Source organism: Streptomyces sp. NBC_01426, assembly GCF_036231985.1.
In the GTDB taxonomy this organism is placed as follows: domain Bacteria; phylum Actinomycetota; class Actinomycetes; order Streptomycetales; family Streptomycetaceae; genus Streptomyces.
This window is the reverse complement of sequence record NZ_CP109500.1, coordinates 3532459-3554290: the sequence shown is the minus strand read 5'-3', so window position 1 is coordinate 3554290 and position 21832 is coordinate 3532459. Positions and strand designations below refer to the sequence as shown.

The 21832-nt window shown below is 72.9% G+C and carries 19 protein-coding genes; 11 read left to right on the top strand and 8 right to left on the bottom strand.

Going from position 1 to position 21832, the window contains the following annotated elements:
* The first annotated feature begins 178 nt into the window (after positions 1-178).
* Both OG906_RS15615 and purU read left to right on the top strand, forming a co-directional pair.
* Positions 179-625 carry an SCO4402 family protein gene (locus OG906_RS15615; RefSeq protein ID WP_053680990.1) on the top strand — a complete coding sequence of 149 codons (447 nt, stop codon included), beginning with the start codon at positions 179-181 and terminating at the stop codon, positions 623-625.
* Positions 626-639: 14 nt separating this feature from the next.
* Positions 640-1512, top strand: a complete 873-nt coding sequence (gene purU / locus OG906_RS15610; protein WP_267802348.1) for a formyltetrahydrofolate deformylase — start codon at positions 640-642, stop codon at positions 1510-1512.
* Positions 1513-1838: 326 nt separating this feature from the next.
* Here the strand turns inward: purU and OG906_RS15605 are convergent, their stop codons facing one another.
* Positions 1839-3221, bottom strand: coding sequence for a zf-HC2 domain-containing protein (locus OG906_RS15605; RefSeq protein ID WP_329443369.1), 1383 nt, complete (start codon positions 3219-3221; stop codon positions 1839-1841).
* Positions 3218-3796 carry a sigma-70 family RNA polymerase sigma factor gene (locus OG906_RS15600; protein ID WP_329443368.1) on the bottom strand — a complete coding sequence of 193 codons (579 nt, stop codon included), beginning with the start codon at positions 3794-3796 and terminating at the stop codon, positions 3218-3220. The genes OG906_RS15605 and OG906_RS15600 overlap by 4 nt, the downstream gene beginning before the upstream one ends.
* 336 nt (positions 3797-4132) lie before the next feature.
* On the opposite strand from OG906_RS15600, the gene OG906_RS15595 reads away from it, so the two are divergent.
* Positions 4133-4654, top strand: a complete 522-nt coding sequence (locus OG906_RS15595) for an EF-hand domain-containing protein (RefSeq protein ID WP_329443366.1) — start codon at positions 4133-4135, stop codon at positions 4652-4654.
* Positions 4655-4776: 122 nt separating this feature from the next.
* Here the strand turns inward: OG906_RS15595 and OG906_RS15590 are convergent, their stop codons facing one another.
* Positions 4777-6465: an AMP-binding protein gene (locus tag OG906_RS15590; protein WP_329443364.1), complete on the bottom strand. Its 1689-nt coding sequence runs from the start codon at positions 6463-6465 to the stop codon at positions 4777-4779.
* A 126-nt stretch (positions 6466-6591) separates the two neighbouring features.
* On the opposite strand from OG906_RS15590, the gene OG906_RS15585 reads away from it, so the two are divergent.
* The 4 genes from OG906_RS15585 (at position 6592) to OG906_RS15570 (ending at position 10822) form a co-directional block, all read left to right on the top strand.
* Positions 6592-7809: an amidohydrolase family protein gene (locus OG906_RS15585; RefSeq protein WP_267827635.1), complete on the top strand. Its 1218-nt coding sequence runs from the start codon at positions 6592-6594 to the stop codon at positions 7807-7809.
* Positions 7800-8963 (top strand): acyl-CoA dehydrogenase family protein, encoded by a 1164-nt coding sequence (locus OG906_RS15580; protein ID WP_267802354.1) that lies wholly within the window; start codon positions 7800-7802, stop codon positions 8961-8963. The genes OG906_RS15585 and OG906_RS15580 overlap by 10 nt, the downstream gene beginning before the upstream one ends.
* Positions 8964-8967: 4 nt before the next feature.
* Positions 8968-9870, top strand: a complete 903-nt coding sequence (locus OG906_RS15575) for an acyl-CoA dehydrogenase family protein (protein WP_329443360.1) — start codon at positions 8968-8970, stop codon at positions 9868-9870.
* A 466-nt stretch (positions 9871-10336) separates the two neighbouring features.
* On the top strand, positions 10337-10822 hold the full coding sequence (locus tag OG906_RS15570; RefSeq protein ID WP_329443358.1) for an ATP-binding protein: 486 nt from the start codon (positions 10337-10339) through the stop codon (positions 10820-10822).
* Between the two features lie 213 nt (positions 10823-11035).
* On the opposite strand, the gene OG906_RS15565 is transcribed toward OG906_RS15570, so the two are convergent.
* On the bottom strand, positions 11036-11962 hold the full coding sequence (locus tag OG906_RS15565; RefSeq protein ID WP_267827641.1) for a cyclase family protein: 927 nt from the start codon (positions 11960-11962) through the stop codon (positions 11036-11038).
* A 109-nt stretch (positions 11963-12071) separates the two neighbouring features.
* Here OG906_RS15565 and OG906_RS15560 point away from each other — a divergent pair, with 109 nt between their 5' ends.
* Genes OG906_RS15560 through OG906_RS15550 form a run of 3 tightly spaced genes read left to right on the top strand, consistent with a single transcriptional unit; the run spans position 12072 to position 15302 of the window.
* A complete protein-coding gene (locus OG906_RS15560; RefSeq protein WP_329443357.1) occupies positions 12072-12992 on the top strand; it encodes an SDR family NAD(P)-dependent oxidoreductase in 921 nt (306 codons plus the stop codon).
* 10 nt (positions 12993-13002) lie between these two features.
* Positions 13003-14238 (top strand): acyl-CoA dehydrogenase family protein, encoded by a 1236-nt coding sequence (locus OG906_RS15555; protein WP_329443355.1) that lies wholly within the window; start codon positions 13003-13005, stop codon positions 14236-14238.
* Entirely contained in the window at positions 14235-15302 is a 1068-nt protein-coding gene (locus OG906_RS15550; RefSeq protein ID WP_329443353.1) for an alcohol dehydrogenase catalytic domain-containing protein, read from the top strand. The genes OG906_RS15555 and OG906_RS15550 overlap by 4 nt, the downstream gene beginning before the upstream one ends.
* A 120-nt stretch (positions 15303-15422) precedes the next feature.
* Here OG906_RS15550 and OG906_RS15545 read toward each other — a convergent pair whose 3' ends face one another.
* A complete protein-coding gene (locus OG906_RS15545) occupies positions 15423-16034 on the bottom strand; it encodes a flavin reductase family protein (RefSeq protein WP_329448032.1) in 612 nt (203 codons plus the stop codon).
* A 272-nt stretch (positions 16035-16306) separates the two neighbouring features.
* On the opposite strand from OG906_RS15545, the gene OG906_RS15540 reads away from it, so the two are divergent.
* Entirely contained in the window at positions 16307-17086 is a 780-nt protein-coding gene (locus tag OG906_RS15540) for a VOC family protein (RefSeq protein WP_329443351.1), read from the top strand.
* A 53-nt stretch (positions 17087-17139) separates the two neighbouring features.
* On the opposite strand, the gene OG906_RS15535 is transcribed toward OG906_RS15540, so the two are convergent.
* The 3 genes from OG906_RS15535 to OG906_RS15525 all read right to left on the bottom strand — a co-directional run bounded on the left by OG906_RS15535 (position 17140) and on the right by OG906_RS15525 (position 21767).
* Positions 17140-17979 (bottom strand): enoyl-CoA hydratase/isomerase family protein, encoded by an 840-nt coding sequence (locus tag OG906_RS15535; protein WP_329443349.1) that lies wholly within the window; start codon positions 17977-17979, stop codon positions 17140-17142.
* Between the two features lie 55 nt (positions 17980-18034).
* Positions 18035-20269, bottom strand: coding sequence for an acetate--CoA ligase family protein (locus OG906_RS15530; RefSeq protein WP_329443347.1), 2235 nt, complete (start codon positions 20267-20269; stop codon positions 18035-18037).
* A 328-nt stretch (positions 20270-20597) separates the two neighbouring features.
* Entirely contained in the window at positions 20598-21767 is a 1170-nt protein-coding gene (locus OG906_RS15525; RefSeq protein WP_329443346.1) for a flavin-containing monooxygenase, read from the bottom strand.
* Positions 21768-21832: the final 65 nt, after the last annotated feature.

The window sequence follows — 21832 nt, the reverse complement described above, 5'->3', positions numbered from 1 at the left end:
CACGGGGAACTGGAGAGTGAGGTGTACACAACATTCGGTGACGCCCGGGTGAATTGGCGGGGCAGCCTCGCACGCCCGGGCGCCTCAAGATCGCAGGTGGGGGGAACGTACGATCGAAAGCGTGACATTCGCCCAAGGTTCGAAGAACTCTTCCCGCCGCGGCGGCCGCTCCTCCACCATGGGCGGCATGCCCCTCAACGACATGCCGTGGTGGCGCTGGCGCGCCAATGTGCGCTCGGCGCTGCACATGCTCTCCGACCCGGCCTTCCAGGAAGAGGTCTGGTCGACCGGCGTCGAAGGCTACGGCGACGTCACCGATGCCGTGTACCGGCTCGTCGAGGACACCTGGCTCGACAGCTGGTCCGCCGAGAAGTACGTCGGCACGATCTTCCGCGACTCCGCCGAGGCGGCCGTCGTGGACCTCGCCGTGCTGCGCGTGCTGCGGATCCTCCACCAGGTCGGACCGGACGCGCCCGTGTCGACGTACCTGGAACACCACGCCTGGCCCGAGGCGGTACGCGCCGCCCGCGAGGCCCACGTACGGCTCGCCGCGGCGGACGCGGACGACCCCGACGTACCGCCGACCTCGCTCGACGTACTGAGGATCCTCACCCGCGCGGTGTGAAAGGCTGTGGGGTCATGAGCGCAGACCCGCAGCAGCAGCCCCAGCAGTACGTCCTGACCCTGTCCTGCCCGGACAAGCAGGGCATTGTGCACGCCGTGTCGAGCTACCTGTTCATGACCGGATGCAACATCGAGGACAGCCGGCAGTTCGGCGACCGTGACACCGGTCTCTTTTTCATGCGGGTGCACTTCACGGCGGACTCGCCCGTCACCGTGGACAAGCTGCGGGCCAGCTTCACCGCGATCGGGGACTCCTTCCGGATGGACTGGCAGATCCACCGCTCCGACGAGCGCATGCGGATCGTCCTGATGGTGTCCAAGTTCGGCCACTGCCTCAACGACCTGCTCTTCCGGTCCAGCATCGGGGCGCTGCCGGTCGAGATCGCGGCCGTCGTCTCGAACCACACCGACTTCGCCGAGCTGGTCGGGTCGTACAACGTGCCGTTCGTGCACATCCCGGTGACGAAGGACACGAAGGCGGCCGCCGAAGCGGAACTCCTGGAGCTGGTCCGCACCGAGCGCGTCGACCTGGTCGTCCTCGCGCGGTACATGCAGGTGCTGTCCGACACCCTGTGCAAGGAGCTGAGCGGGCGGATCATCAACATCCACCACTCGTTCCTGCCGAGCTTCAAGGGCGCCAAGCCCTACCACCAGGCACACGCCCGGGGCGTGAAGCTGATCGGCGCGACCGCGCACTACGTGACGGCCGACCTCGACGAGGGGCCGATCATCGAGCAGGAGGTCGAGCGGGTGGGCCACGAGGTCACGCCGGACCAGCTGGTGGCCATCGGTCGGGACGTGGAGTGCCAGGCGCTGGCGCGGGCCGTGAAGTGGCACAGCGAGCACCGCGTCCTCCTGAACGGCACCCGCACGGTCGTCTTCGCCTGACCCCTGCCGGGGGCTTCCCCACCCCGATCCGGCCCGGCCCATCCAGCCTCGCCGGTGTGGCCGGGGTCCGGCCCATCAAGCCTCGCCGGCGTTTGAGGCGCGGGTCCGGGCGGAGCCCGGTGCCCGGCGGAGCCGGGGTCACCTGGGGCTCCGCCCCAGACCCCGCGCCTCAAACGCCGGCGAGGCTGGTGGCGCCCGGACCCGCGCCTCAAACGCCGGCGAGGCTGAAACGGCCCCGGCCCGGCCGAGACAGCCGGCGAGGCTGAAAAGGCCGGACCCGCCGGCTGGGCTGAGGGTGCGGCCCGGGTTTCGAAGGCCGGCGGAGCCTATAGGCGGCTGAGGGACGCCGCCGCCGTGAGGACGTCGCGGATCGCCTCGCGGTCGCCGTGTTGTCCGGCGGCCGCCTCCTCCGGGGAGATGTGCCCCGCGGCCAGCCGGCAGAACTCGGTGCCCTCCAGGGCGACGTGCGCGACGGTGTGCTCCGCCGACGGCTTCGCGGCCGGCGAGTCCAGCGCGATGTCCCAGCCGCCGCCGCCCGCTCCCTCGATCTCCAGGTGCAGGGTCCGGCCGGGCGCCCCCGCCGCGACCAGTCCGCGCGCCGGCGCCGCCAGCCCGGCCCGCCGCCGTTCGGCCAGCGCGCCCGGCAACAGGCGCGCCGCGAGGTCGATCATCTGGTGCAGGTGCGGTCCGGACGGCGCCTCGTACGGGTAGTCCACGGCCTCCGCGATGTCCCAGGCGTGCACCCAGCACTCGAAGGCCCGCTCCAGGAACGCGTCCCCGAGGGGCAGCGCGAAGTGCCCGTAGTCCACGGCCAGCTCGGCGACGCCGCGGCCGGCGAAGGACACCGTACGGATCAGGGTGTGCCCCTGTTCCCGCCACGGCTCGCGGACCTGGCGGGTCGCCGGGTGGGGGTGGGAGTTCCAGAAGTGCTCCGTACGGTCCGTCGGGCCGCCCGGCGGTGCCTGCGGACCCAGCGGGTCGTCCAGCCCGAGGGCCGCCGCGACGAGTCCGTCGACCGTCAGGAGATGCCCGATCACCCCGGCGACCGTGGTCCGGCGCGTCTGCCGCCGCTCCTCCTCGAACCACTTGAGCCGTACCGGGGTGTGCCACTCCGCGTCGCCGAAGTCCCGCAGCAGCGCGTCGAGCCGCGCGGTCTCGGTGTCGTACGGCGTCGCCCACGTCGGTACCGGAATGCGGGCCGGGCGCCGGCCCAGGCAGTCCTCCAACACCCGCGACCGCAACAGCGGTTTGAGGTCGAGGGTCTCCTCGGGCTGCAACAGGCCCACGGCGTCCCGCAGCCTCAGGGCCTCCTCGGCGCAGGGCGCGCACTCGGTGAGGTGGTCCTCCACGGCCCGGGTCTCCTCGGCCGAGCAGGCGGCCAGCGCCCAGGCGCCGAGCAGGGACTTCAGCACGGCGTGCGAGGGCGGCGGCCCGGGCACGGCGATGTCCTCCACCGACGGGTCGGCCAACGGGTCCGACACCGGTTCCGACACCGGCTCCTGCGACGGCTCACACGACGGCTCGCGCGCCGGCGGTGGCGTCGGGGCCGGTGCGGGTTCGGGTGGCTCCTGCGGCAGCGGGTCCGGCGCGTGCCGCGGATCGAGGTCGTCGGCGGGCCCGCGGGGGCCGGGTATCCACGCGGAACCGCTCACGGGCCGCTGGTAGCCGTCGGGGAAGTCGTCGGGGAACTCTTCGGCGGGACCGGTCATCGGGGCGTTCCATATCCGGGCGGGCCGTATCCGGGCGGTGAGGCGCCTTCCCGGGGGAGGACGTTGGCGGTGGACAGCAGTTGCAGCCCGAGCCGCAGCCGGCGGCGCGCCTCGTCCTCGCTGATCTGCAGGTCGGCGGCGGCCTGCCGGTAGTCGCGGCGTTTGAAGTACGCGAGTTCCAGGGCGGCCCGCAGGGGCGCGGGCATGGAGGTGACGATGTAGTCCGCGCGGGCCGCGGCGTTGGCGGTGCGCACCTTCTGCTCCAGTTCCTCGCGGGATCCGCGGCCGAGTTCGGCCTGGCGCAGCCGGTCCACGGCCTGGCGCTGGGTGACGCGGGCGACCCAGGAACGCATGGAGCCCTGCTTGGGGTCGTAGGCGTCCGGGTTCTCCCAGATGTAGCCGAACACCTCGCGGGTGATCCGGTCCGCGCCCGTCTCGTCGCCCAGGACGCGGTGGGCCAGGCCGTGGACCAGCGACGCGAACCGGTCGTACAGCTCGCCGAGCGCCGCGGCCTCGCCGCGGGCGAGTCGTTGCTGCATGCGGCGGTCCCAGCGCGGTGGTACGTCCTTCGGCATACTGCCCCCAGCCGTGTGTCGACTCATCGAATGTAGTGGGCACATGGGGGTGTGCGCCTCTTTTGGGGGAAGCCGGTCCCGTGAGCGTGCCCTGCGTGATAGGCCCGTCGCTCGTGGTCGCCGGCGGAAAGTGACTCCGGTACGTGACACCCGTAAGGGCACGCCGAATGGCACACACATGCGCGCCCCGCCGCGCTCCCCGTGCGCGGGTTCGATGCGGCCACCTCCTTGACCGCTTCGCTTAACGCGCAGGCCACGAAGGCCTTACGCTCCTGCCTTGTCTTGAACTGCACCTCAACTGCACCCCATCGCACATGTGAAGGCGGAACGCCGAATATGGACAGCGCAGAATACGAGCGCAAGATCGCCGCCCGATTCGCCACCTTCGACCAGGACGGGTCCGGCTATATCGACCGCGAGGACTTCAGCGCGGCCGCGAAGGCCGTGCTGGCCGAATTCGGTACGACGGCACGCTCGGACAAGGGTCAGGCGGTCTTCGGCGGAGCCGAGGCGTTCTGGCAGGGCATGGCCGGCATCGCGGACGTCGACGGGGACCAGCGGGTCTCCCGCGAGGAGTTCGTGACGGGCGCGGCGAAGCGGCTGCGGGACAACCCACACCGGTTCGCGGAGATCGCCCGACCGTTCCTGCGGGCGGTGATCGCGGTGGCGGACGAGGACGGCGGCGGCGGTGCCACCCCGGCTGCCGCGGCCCGCGTGCTGAGCGTGCTCGGCACCCCCGTCGAGGTGGCCGGGACGGTCGCCGCGGCGCTGGACGCGGACGGGGACGGCCGCATCTCCGAGGACGAGATCCTGGCGGCCTTCGCGGGCTACTGCGGCGTGGAGGCCCCGGACGCCTGACCGGCCCCCGGTCTCCCGGGCCCGCCGTCACCGGGCCCCGGGCCGGGGCCCGGCGCGGCCGCCTCACGCGCGCCCTCGTCCCGGCCGCGAGCCGCCGTGTTCGGCGTCCGCTCGGCGTCCGTTCAGGAGTAGCGCTCGCGGAGCCGGTACTTGAGGACCTTGCGCAGGGCGTCGTTGCGGGGGAGCGCGTCCACCACCTCCAACTGCTCCGGGAGCTTGTGGGGGGAGAGCCCCTGGGCGCGGAGGTGACCCGTCACGTCCGCCAGCGTCAGGGGGGTCGAGCCGGGGGGTTGTTCGACCACCGCGCAGACGCGTTCGCCGCGCTCGGGGTCCGGGAGGCCGATGACGGCGACGTCCGCGACGGCGGGAAGCTCGTGGAGGAGGTCCTCTATCTCCTTCGCGGAGATGTTCTCGCCCTTGCGGATGATGACGTCCTTGCTGCGTCCGGTGAGCACGAGGTGCCCGTCCGGGGTGAGGTGGCCCAGGTCGCCGGTGACGAGGTAGCCGTCGGCGTCGAAGGCGGCGGCCGACTGGTCGCGGTCCAGGTAGCCCTGGCAGACGGCCTCTCCGCGCAACCGCACTTCGCCGTCCTCGTTCGCGGGGCGCGGTGTCCCGTCGGGTGAGGTGATGCGGATCGACATCGTCGCCGGGGGGCGGCCCTCGGTGGTCGCGAGCCGGTCGGGGGTGTCGTCGGGCGATCCCATGGTGATCATGGGGACCTCGGTCATGCCGTAGCCGTGGGTCAGTTGGCAGCCGAGTTCGCGGACCACCGCGTGGTAGATCTCCGGGGGCTTGGGGGCGCCGCCGCCCGCCAGGAGGCGGAGGGTGGGGATGAGCCTGCGGTCGGGCCGCTTGCGCTGCTCCGTGAGGAACATGGAGTAGAAGGCGGTCGAGCCGCCGGCGACGGTGACCCCGTGGCGCCGGTACCCGTCCAGTGCGGCGGGCATCGCGAACTTCTCGAACAGGACCGCCGGGAACCCGTACAGCAGCAGCATCACGGTGTAGTCCGGGCCGGCGATGTGGGCGAACGGGAACGCCATCGAACCCACGTCGGCCGGGGTCAGGTGCAGGGCGTGGGCCAGGCAGGAGCCGCCGGCCATGAGCGAGCGGTCGGTGTGCAGGACGCCCTTGGGGTCGGAGGTGGTGCCGGAGGTCCAGTAGATCCAGCGCACGTCGGTCCCGGACACGGGCGGCGGCGGGAGGGTCGAGGGGTCGCCCGCGGGGAGGGAGTCGTAGGCCTCGAAGATCCCGCGGGCGCCGAGCCGCTCGGCCATCGCGGTGTGGTCGAAGCCGCGCCAGACGCCGGGGACCGCGAAGAACTCCGCCTTCGACTCCCGGAGCGCGAAGCCGACCTCCCGGTCGCGGTAGAAGGGGATGACCGGCGACTGGACGGCGCCGAGGCGGGCGAGGGCGACCGAGAGCAGGACCGTCTCGATGCGGGTGGGCAACTGCCAGGCGACGACCGTGCCCGGGCGCACGCCCTTCGCGTACAGACCGGCGGCCACCTCCTCGGAGCGGTCGCGGAGGGCGCCGAAGGTGAGGGAACGGTCGTCGGCGGGGTCCTCGGCGGCCTCGACGAGGACCGGGGCGTCCGGGGTGAGGGCCGCCCGGCGGTCGACGAGTTCCCACAGGGTCCGGGAGCGGGCGAGTTCGACGGCGAGGGCCGTGGCGGCCGGATCGCCGGCGGTGCCCGGGACCGCGCCGGAGGGCGTTCCCGGGGCCGCGCCGCCGTCCGTTCCCGCTCCCGTGCCCCGCCCCGGGCCGCCGTCCGTTCCCGGTCCCGCGGCGCCGTCCGTTCCTGTGCCCGTCATTCCGGACCCCCTTAACTGACGATGAGTCAGATCTCGCGCAGAGCGTAGGGCGCGGGCGCTTGTCGGTCCAGGGGTGGCGGAGCTAGCTTGTTTCTGACGATCCATCAGATAGGGCGAGGGGACACCATGGAACTGCCTCGGATCATCAGCGTCGACGACCACGTGATCGAGCCCGCGCACCTCTTCGACGTGTGGCTGCCCGCCAAGTACCGCGACCGCGGCCCCAAACCGCTGACCGCCGGCATCGGCGAACTCGCCTACACGGGCGGCAAGTACGTGATCACCATGGACCCCGACGGCCCGCCGACCGACTGGTGGATCTACGAGGACCTGAAGTTCCCGTACAAGCGCAACATCGCCGCCGTCGGCTTCGACCGCGACGACATGACCCTGGAGGGCATCACCCGCGAGGAGATGCGCCGGGGCTGCTGGGACCCCAAGGCGCGGCTCGCCGACATGGACCTCAACCACGTCGAGGCCTCGCTGTGCTTCCCGACCTTCCCGCGCTTTTGCGGTCAGACCTTCGCGGAGGCGCACGACAAGGAGGTCGCGCTGGCCTGCGTGCGCGCCTACAACGACTGGATGGTCGAGGAGTGGTGCGGCGACAGCGGCGGCCGGCTGATCCCGCTGTGCATCATCCCGCTCTGGGACATCGACCTCGCCGTCGCCGAGATCCGGCGCAACGCCGCGCGCGGGGTCCGGGCGGTGACGTTCTCCGAGATCCCGACCCACCTCGGGCTGCCGTCGATCCACTCCGGGTACTGGGACCCCTTCTTCGCCGTCTGCCAGGAGACCGGCACCGTCGTGAACATGCACATCGGGTCCTCCTCCCAGATGCCCGCCGCGTCCCCCGACGCGCCGCCCGCCGTGCAGGCGTCCCTCAGCTTCAACAACGCGATGGCCTCGATGATGGACTTCCTCTTCTCCGGGGTCCTGGTGAAGTACCCGACGCTGAAGCTCGCCTACAGCGAGGGCCAGATGGGCTGGATCCCGTACGCGTTGGAGCGCGCCGACGACGTCTGGCGCGAGCACCGGGCCTGGGGCGGGGTCCGCGACCTGATCCCCGAGCCGCCGTCCACCTACTACTACCGGCAGATGTTCTGCTGCTTCTTCCGCGACAAGCACGGCATCGCCTCGCTCGACGTCGTCGGACGCGACAACGCGACCTTCGAGACCGACTACCCGCACGTCGACTCGACCTTCCCGCACACCAAGGAGGTCGCCCTCGACCACGTCGAGGGCCTCGACGAGGAGACGGTCTACAAGCTGATGCGCGGCAACGCCATCCGCATGCTGGGGCTCGACCTCGACAAGGGCCTGCGGGCGGAGCGCCAGTGGACCTGACCCCCACCGAGGAGGAGCGGGAGTTCCGGGCCCGGCTGCGCGAATGGCTCGCCAAGGTGCTGCCCGAACTGCCGGCCAAGCCGTCGCCCGACGACTGGCCCGGCCGGCGCGCGTACGACGCGGGCTGGCAGCGCCGGCTGTACGACGCCGGGTACGCCGGACTGCACTGGCCCGTGGACGCCGGCGGGCAGGGCGCCGGCCCGACCCGGCACCTGATCTTCCTGGAGGAGACGGAACGCGCCGGCGCCCCCTACGTCGGCGCCAACTTCGTCGGGCTGCTGCACGCCGGCCCGACCATCGCCGCCGAGGGCACCGCCGAGCAGCGGGCGCGCTGGCTGCCGCCCGTCCTGCGCGGCGACGAGGTGTGGTGCCAGGGGTTCAGCGAGCCGGGCGCGGGCTCGGACCTGGCCGCGCTGCGGACCCGCGCCGTGCGCGACGGCGACGAGTACGTCGTGACGGGGTCGAAGATCTGGACCTCGCACGCGGAGGTGGCGGACTGGTGCGAGCTGCTGGTCAGGACCACGCCCGTGGACGCGGACACCCCCAAGCACCGGGGGATCACCTGGCTGGCCATGCCGATGGACGCACCGGGCGTGACGGTCAGGCCGCTGCGCACCCTCGCGGGATCGACCGAGTTCGCGGAGATGTTCCTGGACGAGGTGCGGATCCCGGTCGGCCACCGGGTCGGAGCCGAGGACGACGGCTGGCGGGTCACGATGGTGACCCTGTCCTTCGAGCGGGGGACCGCCTTCGTCGGCGAGGTGGTCGCCTGCCGGCGGACCCTCGGAGAACTGGCCCGCACCGCCAAGGCGAACGGGCGCTGGGACGACCCCGTCGTACGGCGCGCCCTGGGCCGCCTCCACGGCGAGTTCGGGGCCCTGTGGCGGCTGACGCAGTGGAACGTCGGCGAATCGGAGCGCTCCGGCGGCGTACCGGGCACCGGCGGCAGCGTCTTCAAGCTGGCCTACTCGCACGCCCGGCAGGAGCTGTACGACGTCGCCGCCCTGGTGCTGGGCGCGGGCTCCCTCGCGCTGGACGAGGAATGGGTGCTGGACCGCCTCTCGTCCCTGTCGTACACCATCGCCGCGGGCACCTCGCAGATCCAGCGGAACATCGTCGCCGAGCGGATCCTCGGCCTCCCGAAGGGCCGGTGAGCCGGTGGACTTCCAGCCGACCGAGGAACAGCGGGACCTGCGGGCGGGCGTACGGGGCCTGCTGGCCGCACGGTACGGGCGCGAGGCCCTGCGGGCGTCCGTCGAGTCCGAGGTCTGCGTGGACCGGGACCTGTGGCGGCGGCTCGGCGACGCCGGCTTCTTCGCGCTGCGCCTCCCCGAGGCCGAGGGCGGGGTCGGGCTCGGTCTCCCCGAGGCGGTCCTGGTCTTCGAGGAGGCCGGGCGGGCGCTGGTGCCGGGGCCGCTGGTGGCCACGCACCTGGCCGCCGGGACGGTGCCGGGGGCCGCGGCCGGGACCGCCGTGGTGACGGCCTCGGACCTGGACGGGTCCCTGGTGGCGCACTGGGGGGAGGCGGACGCCGTGCTCGGGCTGCCGGGGTTCGCCTCGACCCCGGCCGAGCCGGTGCGCTCCGCGGACCCGCTGACCCCGCTGCACCGGGTCGCGTCGGCCCCGGTGCCCGGCGCCCACCGCGACGAGGGCGCGCTGCTGACGGCCGCGCTCCAGGTGGGGAGCGCGCTGCGGACGCTGGAACTCGCGGTCCGGTACGCGGGGGAGCGTGAGCAGTTCGGCCGCCCGATCGGCGCCTTCCAGGCGGTGAAGCACCTGTGCGCCGAGATGCTGGTACGGGCCGAGGTGGCCCGTACGGCGGTCTACGCGGCGGCGGTCACCGGCGACCCCGGGGAGACGGCGGCGGCGAAGCTGCTGGCGGACGAGGCGGCCGTACGCAACGCCCGGGACTGCCTCCAGGTGCACGGCGGCATGGGGTTCACCTGGGAGGCCGACGTCCACCTGCACCTGAAACGGGCCTGGGTGCGGGCCGAGCAGTGGCGCACGGCGGCCGAGGCGGAGGAACTGCTGGCGACGGACCTGCTGGAGGGCGCGGTGTAGCGGGGTTCAACGGCGGCCGGAGTGGCGGGAGGTGTGCCGCGGTGTAGCCGGGGCGGGGCGGGGTACCCGGGGGATGGCATCCGGAGGGAGGCGTTCGGAAGCGCCCGCGGGTACCCGGTCACGGGGACCGGCTCGTGGGCGCCGGCTCGGTATGGCACGGAGGCACGGGAGGGACGCGGCGGGACGCATGTCTGATTACAGAGAGTTGATATCGGTTTGTGTCCTTCGCCCGGCACATTACGGACCGGAGTCGGGTGCTCGCTCCGGTACGCTCCGACGAATGCGAGCGGTTGAGCGGCGTGAGCGCCGCACAGTATGCACCACGCCTACTCCTTCGCGCGGGAATATGCCCGAAGCGCTTGTTGTGGTGACTGTACGTCAACCATGCTGCTCCGCAAGGGGGTCACGGATCGTGATCCCGTTCCGTCGTGAGGCGAAGTGTCCGCCGGTTCGGATGGTGTGAGCGGTGCAGGTGCTTCAGGTTCAGCTTGAGGTAGGCGCGGACCCCGCCGAGGTCGGCCGGGCGCGCCGGTGGGCGCGATCCAGGCTGGCGGGCTCCGGCATAGGGGACGACGAGCCGCTCGCCGAGACCCTGATCCTGCTGATCTCCGAACTCGTCACCAACGCGGTCGTCCACACGGGCTGTCCGGCGGTGCTGCGGATGCTGTTCGGCGGGCCGGGGGTGCGGGTCGAGGTGGCCGACGCGAGCGACCGGGCGCCGGCCCGCCGGCAGGCGGCCGGGGACGACACGGGCGGCCGCGGCCTGGAGCTGGTGGACGGCCTGGCGGACCGCTGGGGCTGGCAGCCCGAGGGTGCGGGCAAGCGGATCTGGTGCGAGGTCGACCGGGCGGAGAAGGCGGCCGCGGACTGCGCCACGGACTGCGCCGCGGACGGCCCCCGGAATCCTTCCGAACATTTTGACCAGAACCGGGAACCCCGCGTGTACCTCTAACGAGGTGTTGACGGTTCGTCACATCTTGATCACTCTGGTGGGGAGCGATTCGTCGCGAGGGGACGCCAAGGGTCCTGCCTTGACGAGTGCGGGTCGTGGGGTGGCGGCTGCCGTGCCGCGCTCGGGGCGTGCATGCGCGTCGCCGCCACCCGCAGGTCGAACCGCGCCCGGGGGCCCGCGAACGGGCCCCGGGGCGGGCGCCTTGAGCGACGGTCAAAGGATGGCGACCGGGGCGACCGGGGTGCCCACCGCGCCGACGAAGGGTTCCGGCATCGCGGAGAGCAGGAACGCGTGGCGGGATTCTTGTGCACAGGCTGTGGACAACTTTTCGAGATTCCAGTTCTGGCCCTGGTGCATGCCCATCTCCACCAGGTCCAGCGCGTGCACCGGCAGCCAGAGGTTGTCGATCTCCGGCGGGAAGATCTCGAAGGTCAGGGTGTCATTCGCGACGGCCGCCACGTCCCGGGCGTGGAACCACTCGGGCGTACGGACGGACAGGCCGGGTGACGGGAAGCCGTAGCCGTGCTTGTCGCCGGCCAGGTAGGCCTGGATCTGGCCCGTGCGGACCAGGACGATGTCCCCCGCGCGGACGGTCACCCCGCCGAACTCCTCCGCCTCCGCCAGGTCCTCGGGCGTCACGGCGTGGTCGCCCGGGAGTCGGTCCAGGCCCTTGGCGCGGGCCACGTCCAGCAGGACCCCGCGCGAGACGATGGGTCCCGCCTTGTCGATGCCGCTGAACTCCGCGCGGCCGTGCGCCGTGACGGTGCCGGCGGGGCGGCCGTTGTAGATCCTCCCGGAGTGGGAGACGTGGGTGAGGGCGTCCCAGTGGGTGGCGCACTGGAGTCCCATCGTCACGGCGTCGTCGCTGCACGCGACCGTGCCCGGGCCGAAGATCTCCTGGTTGACCTGCACCATCGTGTGCAGCGGGTTGATCCGGCCGGGGATCATGCCCACCTGTACCCCGTCCTCCTTCAGCGGGAGCGCGAGCGGGATCCGGCGGCCGGTGCGGATCTCGGCGGCGGCCGCCCGGACGACCTCGTCGGTGATCAGGTTGAGGGTGCCGATCTCGTCGGAAGCGCCCCAGCGGCCCCAGTTGTTGACGCGCTTGGCGATGTCGTGGAACTCGGCGGGCATGCCCATCTGACTCATCAGCTCCTTGCCATACGGGACCCAACAGGGGCTTGTGCAGGCGCGTCCGCCTGCCCATAGAATCTAACGGTCCGTCAGAAATCGCGGGAAGGGGTCGGGCGTGGGGAACTTCTTGGCAGGCAAGGTCGTCGCCGTCACCGGAGCGGGCCGGGGCATCGGGCGGGCCGTGGCACTCGCCGCGGCCGCCGAGGGCGCCCGGGTCGTCGTCAACGACTACGGCGTCGGCATCGAGGGCGGCGCACCCACGAGCGAGATAGCCGAGGCGGTGGTCAAGGAGATCGTCGCCTCGGGCGGCGAGGCCGTGGCCGTCGCCGACGACGTCTCCACGATGGCGGGCGGACAGCGCATCGTCGACACCGCGCTCGCCCGGTACGGGCGGATCGACGGGGTCGTCTGCGTGGCGGGCATCCTGCGCGAGCGGATGCTCTTCAACATGTCCGAGGAGGAATGGGACCCGGTCGTCGCCACCCACCTCAAGGGCACCTTCACCGTCTTCCGCGCCGCCTCCGCCGTCATGCGCAAGCAGGGCGGCGGCACCCTGATCGGCTTCACCAGCGGCAACCACCAGGGCTCCGTCGCCCAGGCCAACTACAGCGCCGCCAAGGGCGGGATCATCTCCCTCGTCCGCTCCGCCGCACTCGGGCTCGCCAAGTACGGGGTCACGGCCAACGCCGTCGCGCCCGTCGCCCGTACCCGGATGTCGGCCAACGTGCCCATGGAACTCCAGGAGATCGGCGAGCCCGAGGACGTCGCCGCGCTGGTCACCTACCTGCTCTCCGACCGGGCCGTCGCCGTCGGCGGCGAGCCGATCACCGGGCAGGTCTACACGATCGCCGGCCCGAAGATCGCCGTGTGGGCCCAGCCGCGCGAGCTGCGCGCCGGGTACGCGGAGGGCTCCTGGACCCCGGAGAAGATCGCCGACTTCCTCCCCGGCACGGTCGGCACCGACCCGATGCCGATGCTCGCGCAGCTCGAAGCCATGGCGAAGGCGGCGGCCGCCAAGGACCGCCCCAACGCGTAGAGGGGGCCCGGTGGACTTCAGCTTCGGGGCCGAGGACGAGGCGCTGCGCGCCCGCGCCCGGTCGTGGCTGGCGGGGCACCTCGTCGGACCGTACGAACGGGCCGTCGGCCTCGGCGGACCCGGCAGCGAGCACGAGGAGGTGGCGGCGCGGCGCGCCTGGGAACGGGAGTTGGGCGCCGGCGGCTGGATCGGTCAGGGCTGGGAGGTCCCGGACGGGGCCTACGGGCAGCAGCGGCTCTCCCTGACCGGGCAGGTGGTGTGGGCGGAGGAGTACGCGGCGCTGCGCGCACCCGGCCGGGTCGGCCACATCGGGGAGAACCTCCTCGCCCCCACCCTGATCGCCCACGGGAGCCGGGAGCAGCGCGAACGCTTCCTGCCCGGGATCGCACGGGGCGAGGAGCTGTGGTGCCAGGGGTACAGCGAACCGGGCGCGGGGTCCGACCTCGCGGGCGTCCGCACCAAGGCGGTCCGGGACCCGGGCGCCCCGGGCGGACCGTACCGGGTCACCGGGCAGAAGATCTGGACCTCCCTGGCCCGGGACGCGGACTGGTGCTTCGTCCTGGCCCGGACGGAGGCCGGGTCGCGGCGGCAGGCGGGACTGTCGTTCCTCCTCGTGCGCATGGACCAGCCGGGCCGCGTCGAGGTCCGGCCGATCCGGCAGATGTCGGGGACGGCGGAGTTCAACGAGGTCTTCTTCGACGGGGCGCTCGCCGCCGAGGTCGTCGGCGGCGAGGGCAACGGCTGGTCGGTGGCCATGGGGCTGCTCGCCCTGGAACGCGGGGTGTCCACCCTGGTCCAGCAGATCGGCTTCGTGGCGGAGCTGGAGCGGGTGCTGGCGGCGTACACGGCCTCCGGCGCGGGCGACGCCGGGCGCGGGTCCGCGGGCGAGGGGGACCCCGTGCTGCGGGACCGTCTCGTACGGCAGTGGGCCGAGCTGCGCACGATGCGGTGGAACGCGCTGCGGACCCTGGGCGCGGCCGGCGACGCGGGCGCGCCGAGCGTGGCCAAGCTGCTGTGGGGCGGCTGGCACAAGCGGCTCGGGGAACTCGCGGTCGCGGTCCGGGGCGCGGCGGCCGCCGCCGGGCCCGCGGACTGGGCGCCCGGCCTGCCCTACGAACTCGGACTCGACGAGGAGCAGCGCCTGTTCCTGTTCACCCGCGCCGACACGATCTACGGCGGCTCGGACGAGATCCAGCGGAACATCATCGCCGAGCGCGTGCTCGGCCTGCCGAAGGAGCCCAGGTGAGAGGCGTCGTGTTCGACGGCAAGCAGGCCCAGGTGGTCGAGGATCTGGAGATCCGCGACCCGGGGCCGGGAGAGGTGCTCGTCGCGATCGCGGCGGCCGGGCTGTGCCACAGCGACCTGTCGGTGATCGACGGGACGATCCCCTTCCCGCCGCCGGTGGTGCTGGGGCACGAGGGGGCGGGCGTGGTGGAGGCGGTCGGCGTCGGGGTCACCCACGTGGTGCCCGGCGATCACGTCTCGCTGTCCACCCTCGCGAACTGCGGGGCGTGCGCGGACTGCGACCGGGGACGGCCCACGATGTGCCGCAAGGCGATCGGGATGCCGGCGCAGCCGTTCTCGCGGGGCGGGAAGCCGCTGTTCCAGTTCGCCTCCAACTCGGCCTTCGCGGAACGGACGATCGTGAAGGCCGTGCAGGCGGTGAAGATTCCCTCGGACATCCCGCTGACCTCGGCGGCGCTCATCGGGTGCGGGGTCCTGACGGGCGTCGGGGCGGTGTTGAACCGGGCCAGGGTCGACCGGGGCGATTCGGTCGTCGTCATCGGCACCGGCGGCATCGGGCTCAACGTGCTCCAGGGCGCGCGGATCGCGGGCGCGACGACCATCGTCGCGGTGGACGCCAACCCGGCGAAGGAGGCGGTGGCCCGGCAGTTCGGCGCCACGCACTTCATCGACGCCTCGGCGGTCGCGGACTCCTCGGCGGCGGTGCGGGAGGTCCTGCCCACGGGGGCGGACCACGCCTTCGAGTGCGTGGGCAACGTGAAACTGATCCGCCAGGCCGTCGACCTCCTGGACCGGCACGGGCAGGCGATCCTGCTGGGCGTGCCGGGCTTCAAGGAGGAGGCGTCGTTCCTCGTGTCGTCCATGTACCTGGACAAGACGATCATGGGATGCCGGTACGGATCCTCGCGCCCCCAGCGCGACATCGCCCTCTACGCCGAGCTGTACCGGCAGGGAAGGCTGCTGCTGGACGAACTCGTCACCGAGGTCTACCCGATCGAGGACTTCGCGAAGGCGGCCGACGACGCCCACCACGGCCGGGTGGCCCGCGGGGTCCTCACCTTCTGAACCGCCCTCCGCGTCACCCTCCAAGGCGGGCGGCGGACGGGTGAGGCGAACGGGTGAGGCGGACGGCGAAGGGCCCGGCCGGCGGGGAATCCGCCGGCCGGCCCCTTTCGGGCCGGCGCGTCAGTCCGTGAAGCGGCCGAAGCGGCCCTTGTGGAAGAGCAGGGGGTCGCCCTCGCCGTCCGCGCCCATGGCCTCGACGCGGCCGACGACGATGAGGTGGTCCCCGCCGGTGTGGACGGCGTGGATCCGGCAGTCGATCCAGGCGGGCACGTCGTCGAGCCGAGGCGATCCGGTGACGGGGCTCGGCTGGTGCGGCACACCGGCGAACTTGTCGGCGCCGCTCACGGCGAACGACCGGCACAGGCCGCCCTGTTCGGCCCCCAGGATGTTGACGCAGAACACCCCGGCGCGGGCGATGCGCGGCCAGGTGGTCGACGTACGGGCCACCATGAACGTGACCAGGGGCGGGTCGAGGGAGAGCGACGCGAAGGACTGGCAGGCGAAACCGGCCGGCCCGTCCTCGTCCGCGCCGGGCGGGGCGGTGATGACCGTGACCCCGCTGGCGAAGTTCGACAGCACGGCCCGGAACTCTGCGGGGCTGACGGGCGCGCGCTCGTCCTCGCCGACGGCCCGCAGGTCGGGGCGCGGCAGCGTGTTGACGGGTTCCGGCTCCGCCGCGGCGGAGGTGGGGGAGCCCACTGACCTGAGGTATCGGACGACGGTGGCCGCCATCCCTGCGTGTCCCATCACAGAACGATTGAAGCTGACGGAGCGTCAGATAGGAAGGCTTGGGCGGGATCGGCCCGATCCGGCCGGCGGGCGGGCGTGGCGGTGGGCGTGGCGGCGGGTCGGCGGTCGGGGTCGGCGGGTCGGCGTCGTACGGGTGAAATGCCCCCGTACGGGTGAAACCGGCACCTCGCGCGGACTCGAACGCCCGGCTGTTCCACGCGGGCTGGGCATCGTGGCACCCGTCCCGTCGGCCCCGTCCACCCAGGAGGAACCTCATGCTCGGCACCGATTTCCGTCCCGGCTCGCCCAACTGGCTCGACCTCGGCAGCCCCGACATCGCCAGGGACGCGGCCTTCTACGGCGCCCTCTTCGGCTGGGAGTTCGTCTCCGCCGGCCCCGACGCCGGCGGCTACGGGTTCTTCCGGCTGGACGGCAAGACCGTCGCCGCCATCGGCGCGCTCACCGAGGAGGGGGCGAAGCCGGCCTGGATGGTGCACTTCGACACCCGCGACATCCAGGCCACCGTCCAGGCGATCAAGGACGGCGGCGGCACGATCCGCATGGAGCCCACCGACGTCATGGGACAGGGCTGGCTGGCGCAGGCCACCGACCCGCAGGGCGCGGAGTTCGCCCTGTGGCAGTCCGGCCGGACCGCCGGCTTCGAGCTGGGCTCCGCCCCCCACAGCCTCATCTGGGTGGAACTCCACGTGCCGGACCCGGCCCGGGACATCGCCTTCTACCACGGCGTGTTCGGCTGGCGGCACGCGGCGATGCAGGCGACGCCCGAGATGACGTACCGCGTACTCAGCATCGCCGACGGGGACCAGCAGGACGGCTCGTTCGGCGGCGTCGCCCCCTCGCAGGGCGGAGGGCCGACGGGCTGGGTGCCGTACTTCAACGCGCCGGACGTCGACGGCATCGTCGCCAAGGCCACCGAGAACGGCGGCACGGTCCTGATGCCGCCCGCCGAGGTGCCGAGCGTCGGCCGGATCGCCTTCCTCACCGACCCGGCGGGCGCGATGTTCGCCCTGCTGAAGCCCGACCCGCAGATGTAGTCCACGGGCGTGATCCTTCGCCGCGGTCCTGGGCCGCGGCCCTGGGCCGGTCCTCAGCGGCCGAGGTACTTGGGGGTGCGGCGCTCCACGAAGCTCGCCACGCCCTCGTTCGCGTCGGCGGTGGTCATGTTGATCTCCTGGGCGGTGGCCTCGGCGGCCAGGGCGGTCGCCCGGTCACCGTCCAGCGAGGCGTTGACCAGTTGCTTCGTCAGGGCGATGGCCCGGGTCGGGCCCTGCGCGAGGCGCTCCGCCCACTCCCGCGCCGTCGCCTCCAGGGCCTCGGCCGGCACCACCTTGTTGACCAGACCCAGGCGTTCGGCCTCGGCGGCGGGGACGGCGTCCCCGAAGAACATCAGCTCCTTGGCCTTCTGCGGGCCGAGCAGCCTCGGCAGCAGGTACGCGCCCCCGCCGTCCGGGACCAGCCCACGGCGCACGAACACCTCGATGAACCGGGCCGGTTCCGCCGCGATCACCAGATCGCAGGCCAGCGCCAGATGGGCGCCGATCCCGGCGGCCGTGCCGTTCACGGCGGCGATCACCGGCTTCTCGCAGTCGAGGACCGCCGTGATCAGCCGCTGTGCCCCCAGTCGGATCATGCGGGCCACGTCCCCCGCGATCCGCTCGCCGGCGGCGGGACCCCCGCGCAGATCCGCCCCGGCGCAGAACCCCTTGCCGGTGGCGGTGACGACCACGGCCCGGACGGCGGGATCGCACGAGGCCGCGTCGAGCAGCGCGATGACGCGCTCGCGCTGCCCCATGGTGACGGCGTTCATGGCCTCGGGGCGGTTCAGGGTGATCCAGGAGACGCCGTTCTCGGTGCGGTGCAGCACGAGCCGGTCGACGTCCGGTGCGGTCGTGGCGTGCGGTGCGGTCGCGATGTCCGGTGCGGTCATGGGGTACGGGCTCCAGTCGGTCCGGGCTCGGGAGGGCGGGGGGACGAACGTCCGTTCAGCGACAGATGGCCAGCGCGTCCAGCGCCACCGCGCCCTGGCCGCGCGGGAGGACCATCAGCGGGTTGATGTCCAGTTCGGAGAGCACGTCGCCCAGCTCCAGGGCCATCCGCTGGACCCGCAGGACGACCTCCACCAGCGCGTCCACGTCCGCCGGCGGGGCGCCCCGTACGCCCTCCAGCAGCGGTTGGCCGCGCAGTTCCGTCAGCATCGCCCGCGCCTGGTCCTCGCCGAACGGCGGCACCCGCACCGCCGCGTCGCGCAGCACCTCGACCAGGACCCCGCCGAGGCCCACCGTGACGGTCGGCCCGAAGAGGTCGTCCCGGGTGACGCCGACGACCATCTCCACGCCGCGCTCCACCATCTGGCAGACCAGGATCCCGTCCAGCGGGACGTTCTCGTAGCGCGCGATGTCCGTCAGCTCCCGGTACGCGTCGCGGATCTGGCTCGCGGAGGTCAGGCCGATCTTCACCAGCCCCAGCTCCGTCTTGTGACCGAGCTGCGGGCCCGAGGCCTTCATCACCACGGGGTAGCCGACCAGTCCGGCCGCCCGGACGGCCGCCGCGGCGCTGGTCACCAGCTGCTCGCGGGGGACGCGTATCCCGTACGCCCGCAGCAACTGCTTCGCCGCGTGCTCGCTGAGCTGCTGGCCGGGCCGCATCAGGGCCTGCGCCTTGCGGTACGAGGGCGAGGGCGTGCGCGGTGCCTCGTCGAAGGGGGAACGGTAGGAGGCGGTGAACCGGTGGTGGCCGAGGTAGGCCCGCACCGCGGTGATGCAGTTGCCGAAGGTGCGGAACGTGGCGACGCGGGAGGAGCCCAGCAGGGTCGTGCGGTACGCCTCCTCGGTGCCGACGGGGGACCCCCAGATCACGCAGATCAACTTGTCGCTCTGCTCGGCCGCGTCCACCAGGTCCTGGGCGAGCTTGTCGCTCATGGGCGGGAAGGGGCCGGTGATCGGGCAGATCAGCACGCCCACGGACGGGTCGGCCAGGATCGCGTCGATGATCTTGCGGCCGCGCCAGTCGCCCACGGGGTGACCGCCGTTGTCCACGGGGTTCGCGACGTTCAGGTACTCCGGGATCCACTGGTGCAGCTCGTCCTGCTTGGCCTGCGTCAGGGTCGGCAGGCTCAGGCCCGCCTCGGTGGCCAGGTCGGAGAAGTGGGCGCCCGTGCCGCCGGAGATCGAGTACACGACCACGCCGTCCGCCAGCGGCTTGCGGGCCCGCGCCAGCAGGGCGGCGGTGTCCTGGAGCTCGTCCAGGCCGTCCACGCGGATCACCCCGAACTGGCGCATGGCCGCGTCCACGACCGTGTCCGCGCCGGTCAGCTTCCCGGTGTGGGAGGCGGCCATCCGGGCGCCCGTCTCGGTGCGGCCGACCTTGACCGCGACGACCGGCACGCCGTTGCGGGCGGCCCGGTCGGCGGCCAGCAGGAAGGACCGGCCGTCCTTGAGCCCCTCGACGTAGCAGGCGATGGCGCCGACCTCGGGCCGCTCCGCGAAGTAGGAGATGAAGTCGGAGGTCTCCAGGTCGGCCTCGTTGCCCGTCGGCGCCCAGTGCGAGAGCCGGATGCCGAGCTCCTGGAGCGTGTACACGGGCCGGCCCTGGTGGCCGGACTGGGTGATCAGCGCGATCGCCGGGCCGTCGAGGTCGTCGCGGAACGCCTCGAAGGCGTTGAGGTTGGTGTTCGGGCCGAGCAGGCGCAGCCCCGAGCGTTCGACGGCGGCCGAGAGCCGGGCCTGTGCGGCGGCCCCGGCGTCGCCCGTCTCCGCGAAACCGGAGGCGAAGGCCACCGCGAACTTCACCTTGGCCTCGGCCAGTTCCTCGATGACGGGCAGCGGATCGCCGACGAGCAGGACCGCCAGGTCCACCCGTTCGGGCAGGTCGGCCACCGAGGCGTGGCACGGCAGCCCGAAGACGGTGGTGCGGGTCGGGTGGACGGGGTGGATCCGGGCGCCGACCCGCTCCGCCCAGGCGAGGAGCTGCCGCGTGATGCCGGTGTTCGGCCTGCCCTCGGCGTCGGAGGCGCCGATGACGGCCACCGACTCGGGCCGGAAGAACCGGTCCAGGTCGGGCACCTCGGCGTACAGGGGTCGACCGCTGACGTCCAGCGCGACCGCGTCCTCGGCGGACGGCGCCGCCGTGGAGTGGACGGCCGTCCTGGGGGTCTCCCCGCAGGCCTCGACGCGTGCGCGGAAGTCGGTGGTGAGGGTGCCGTGAGTAGATCCAAGCATCGTTCCGCCCGCTCCTGCTCGATGAACTCCATGAACCGAACTCATGAACGCACAACGCGAATGCGCGACGTGGGTGCGCCAACTGACGCGTAGTCAGATTACTGAACTGACGCGCCGTCAGGAACAGGCCTGCGCAGGAAAGGTGGTGGAGGTGATGTGGTGAACGGTGGCAGATCCCCCCGCCGCGGGTCCAGGCGGGATTCGGCCGAGGCCGCCGGGGGGCTGGGTGCGGGCTGCGGTGGGGGGCTGCGGCGAGGCCTCGGGCGGGGTGCGGCGGGGGCTCCGCCGGGGCTGCGGTCGGGGTGGTGCGGGGTGGTGCGGGGCGGTCTCAGGGGCGGGCGCGGTCCTTCCGGGCCACCGCCCTGGCGATCTTCCGGGCGTCCAGCGCCAGTTCGCGGAACATGCCGCTGATGGGGTTGGTGAAACCGGTGAAGTACAGGTCGGGCGCGTGCGCGGGGGTGCGGGCGCCGTGCACGCGCGGCCGTCCCCGGCCGTCCAGTACGTCGAGGTGACCGACCAGCCCCTCCAGGGAGCGCCGGTAGCCGGTCGCCGCGATCACCACGTCCGGGGCGATCCGCGTACCGTCCGCCATCACCACCTCGTCGCCGTCGAGGGCGTCCACCGCGGCGACCGGTTCGACCCGGCCCGACCGGACGGCGTCGATCAGCCCGACGTCCTGGATCGGGATCGCGCCCTGCCGGACCCTGCTGTACAGGCCGGCGGTGGGGCGGGGCAGCCCGTACGCCGACAGGTCCGGGACGGAGGCCCTCGCCACCAGCGCGGAGAGCCGGTCCACGAGCCGTACGGGCAGTCGACGCACCAGGATCCCGGTGCGCTGGGCCGGCCAGCCGCAGGTGGAACGGCGCACGATGTGCGGGGCGGTGCGCACGGCGAGCCGCACCCGCGCGGCGCCGCCCTCGGCGAGGTCCACGGCTATCTCGGCGCCGGTGTTGCCGACGCCGACGACCAGCACGTCCCGGTCCGCGTACGGGGTGGCGCTCCGGTAGTCGGCGGCGTGCAGCAGTTCCCCGCCGTACGCGTCCCGGCCCGGCCACTCCGGCAGTCGGGGGGTGTGGTTGAAGCCGGTCGCCACGATCACGGCGCCGGCCGCCAGCTCCCGGCCGCCGCTGGCGTGCAGGGTCCAGCCGGAGTCGTCCGCGGCCCGCTCGATCCGCGTCACCTCGACCCCGGTGACCAGCTCCAGCTCGTGGAACTCGGCGTACTTCTCCAGGTAGCGCACCACGTTGTCGCGCGCGACCCAGCGCCCGAAACGACGTGGCACGGCCAGGCCGGGCAGCGCGGAGAGCCGTCGCGTGGTGTGCAGGCGGAGCCGGTCGTAGTGGCGGCGCCAGGAGGAGCCGACGGCGTCGGACTTCTCGACGACCACGGCGCGGACCCCGCGGCTGCGCAGGGCGGCGGCGACGGCGAGGCCGCCGGGGCCGGCGCCGATCACGTACGTCGGGCGGGGGTGGGTGGTCATGTCGGGAGCTTCGGGCATGAGGAGTGATCGTATCGACACACAGAGTTGGTGGGTCTCGGACGAGGAGGGAATCGATTGCGGAT

Bases quoted from the DNA above. Each gene is read 5' to 3' on its own strand.
- OG906_RS15590 (WP_329443364.1), bottom strand. From the start codon at position 6,465: ATGACGGGCACAGGAACGGACGGCGCCGCGGGACCGGGAACGGACGGC.
- OG906_RS15545 (WP_329448032.1), bottom strand. From the start codon at position 16,034: ATGGCGGCCACCGTCGTCCGATACCTCAGGTCAGTGGGCTCCCCCACC.
- OG906_RS15615 (WP_053680990.1), top strand. From the start codon at position 179: ATGGGCGGCATGCCCCTCAACGACATGCCGTGGTGGCGCTGGCGCGCC.
- purU (WP_267802348.1), top strand. From the start codon at position 640: ATGAGCGCAGACCCGCAGCAGCAGCCCCAGCAGTACGTCCTGACCCTG.
- OG906_RS15530 (WP_329443347.1), bottom strand. From the start codon at position 20,269: ATGCTTGGATCTACTCACGGCACCCTCACCACCGACTTCCGCGCACGC.
- OG906_RS15595 (WP_329443366.1), top strand. From the start codon at position 4,133: ATGGACAGCGCAGAATACGAGCGCAAGATCGCCGCCCGATTCGCCACC.
- OG906_RS15585 (WP_267827635.1), top strand. From the start codon at position 6,592: ATGGAACTGCCTCGGATCATCAGCGTCGACGACCACGTGATCGAGCCC.
- OG906_RS15605 (WP_329443369.1), bottom strand. From the start codon at position 3,221: ATGACCGGTCCCGCCGAAGAGTTCCCCGACGACTTCCCCGACGGCTAC.
- OG906_RS15540 (WP_329443351.1), top strand. From the start codon at position 16,307: ATGCTCGGCACCGATTTCCGTCCCGGCTCGCCCAACTGGCTCGACCTC.
- OG906_RS15535 (WP_329443349.1), bottom strand. From the start codon at position 17,979: ATGACCGCACCGGACATCGCGACCGCACCGCACGCCACGACCGCACCG.
- OG906_RS15525 (WP_329443346.1), bottom strand. From the start codon at position 21,767: ATGCCCGAAGCTCCCGACATGACCACCCACCCCCGCCCGACGTACGTG.
- OG906_RS15565 (WP_267827641.1), bottom strand. From the start codon at position 11,962: ATGGGCATGCCCGCCGAGTTCCACGACATCGCCAAGCGCGTCAACAAC.
- OG906_RS15600 (WP_329443368.1), bottom strand. From the start codon at position 3,796: ATGCCGAAGGACGTACCACCGCGCTGGGACCGCCGCATGCAGCAACGA.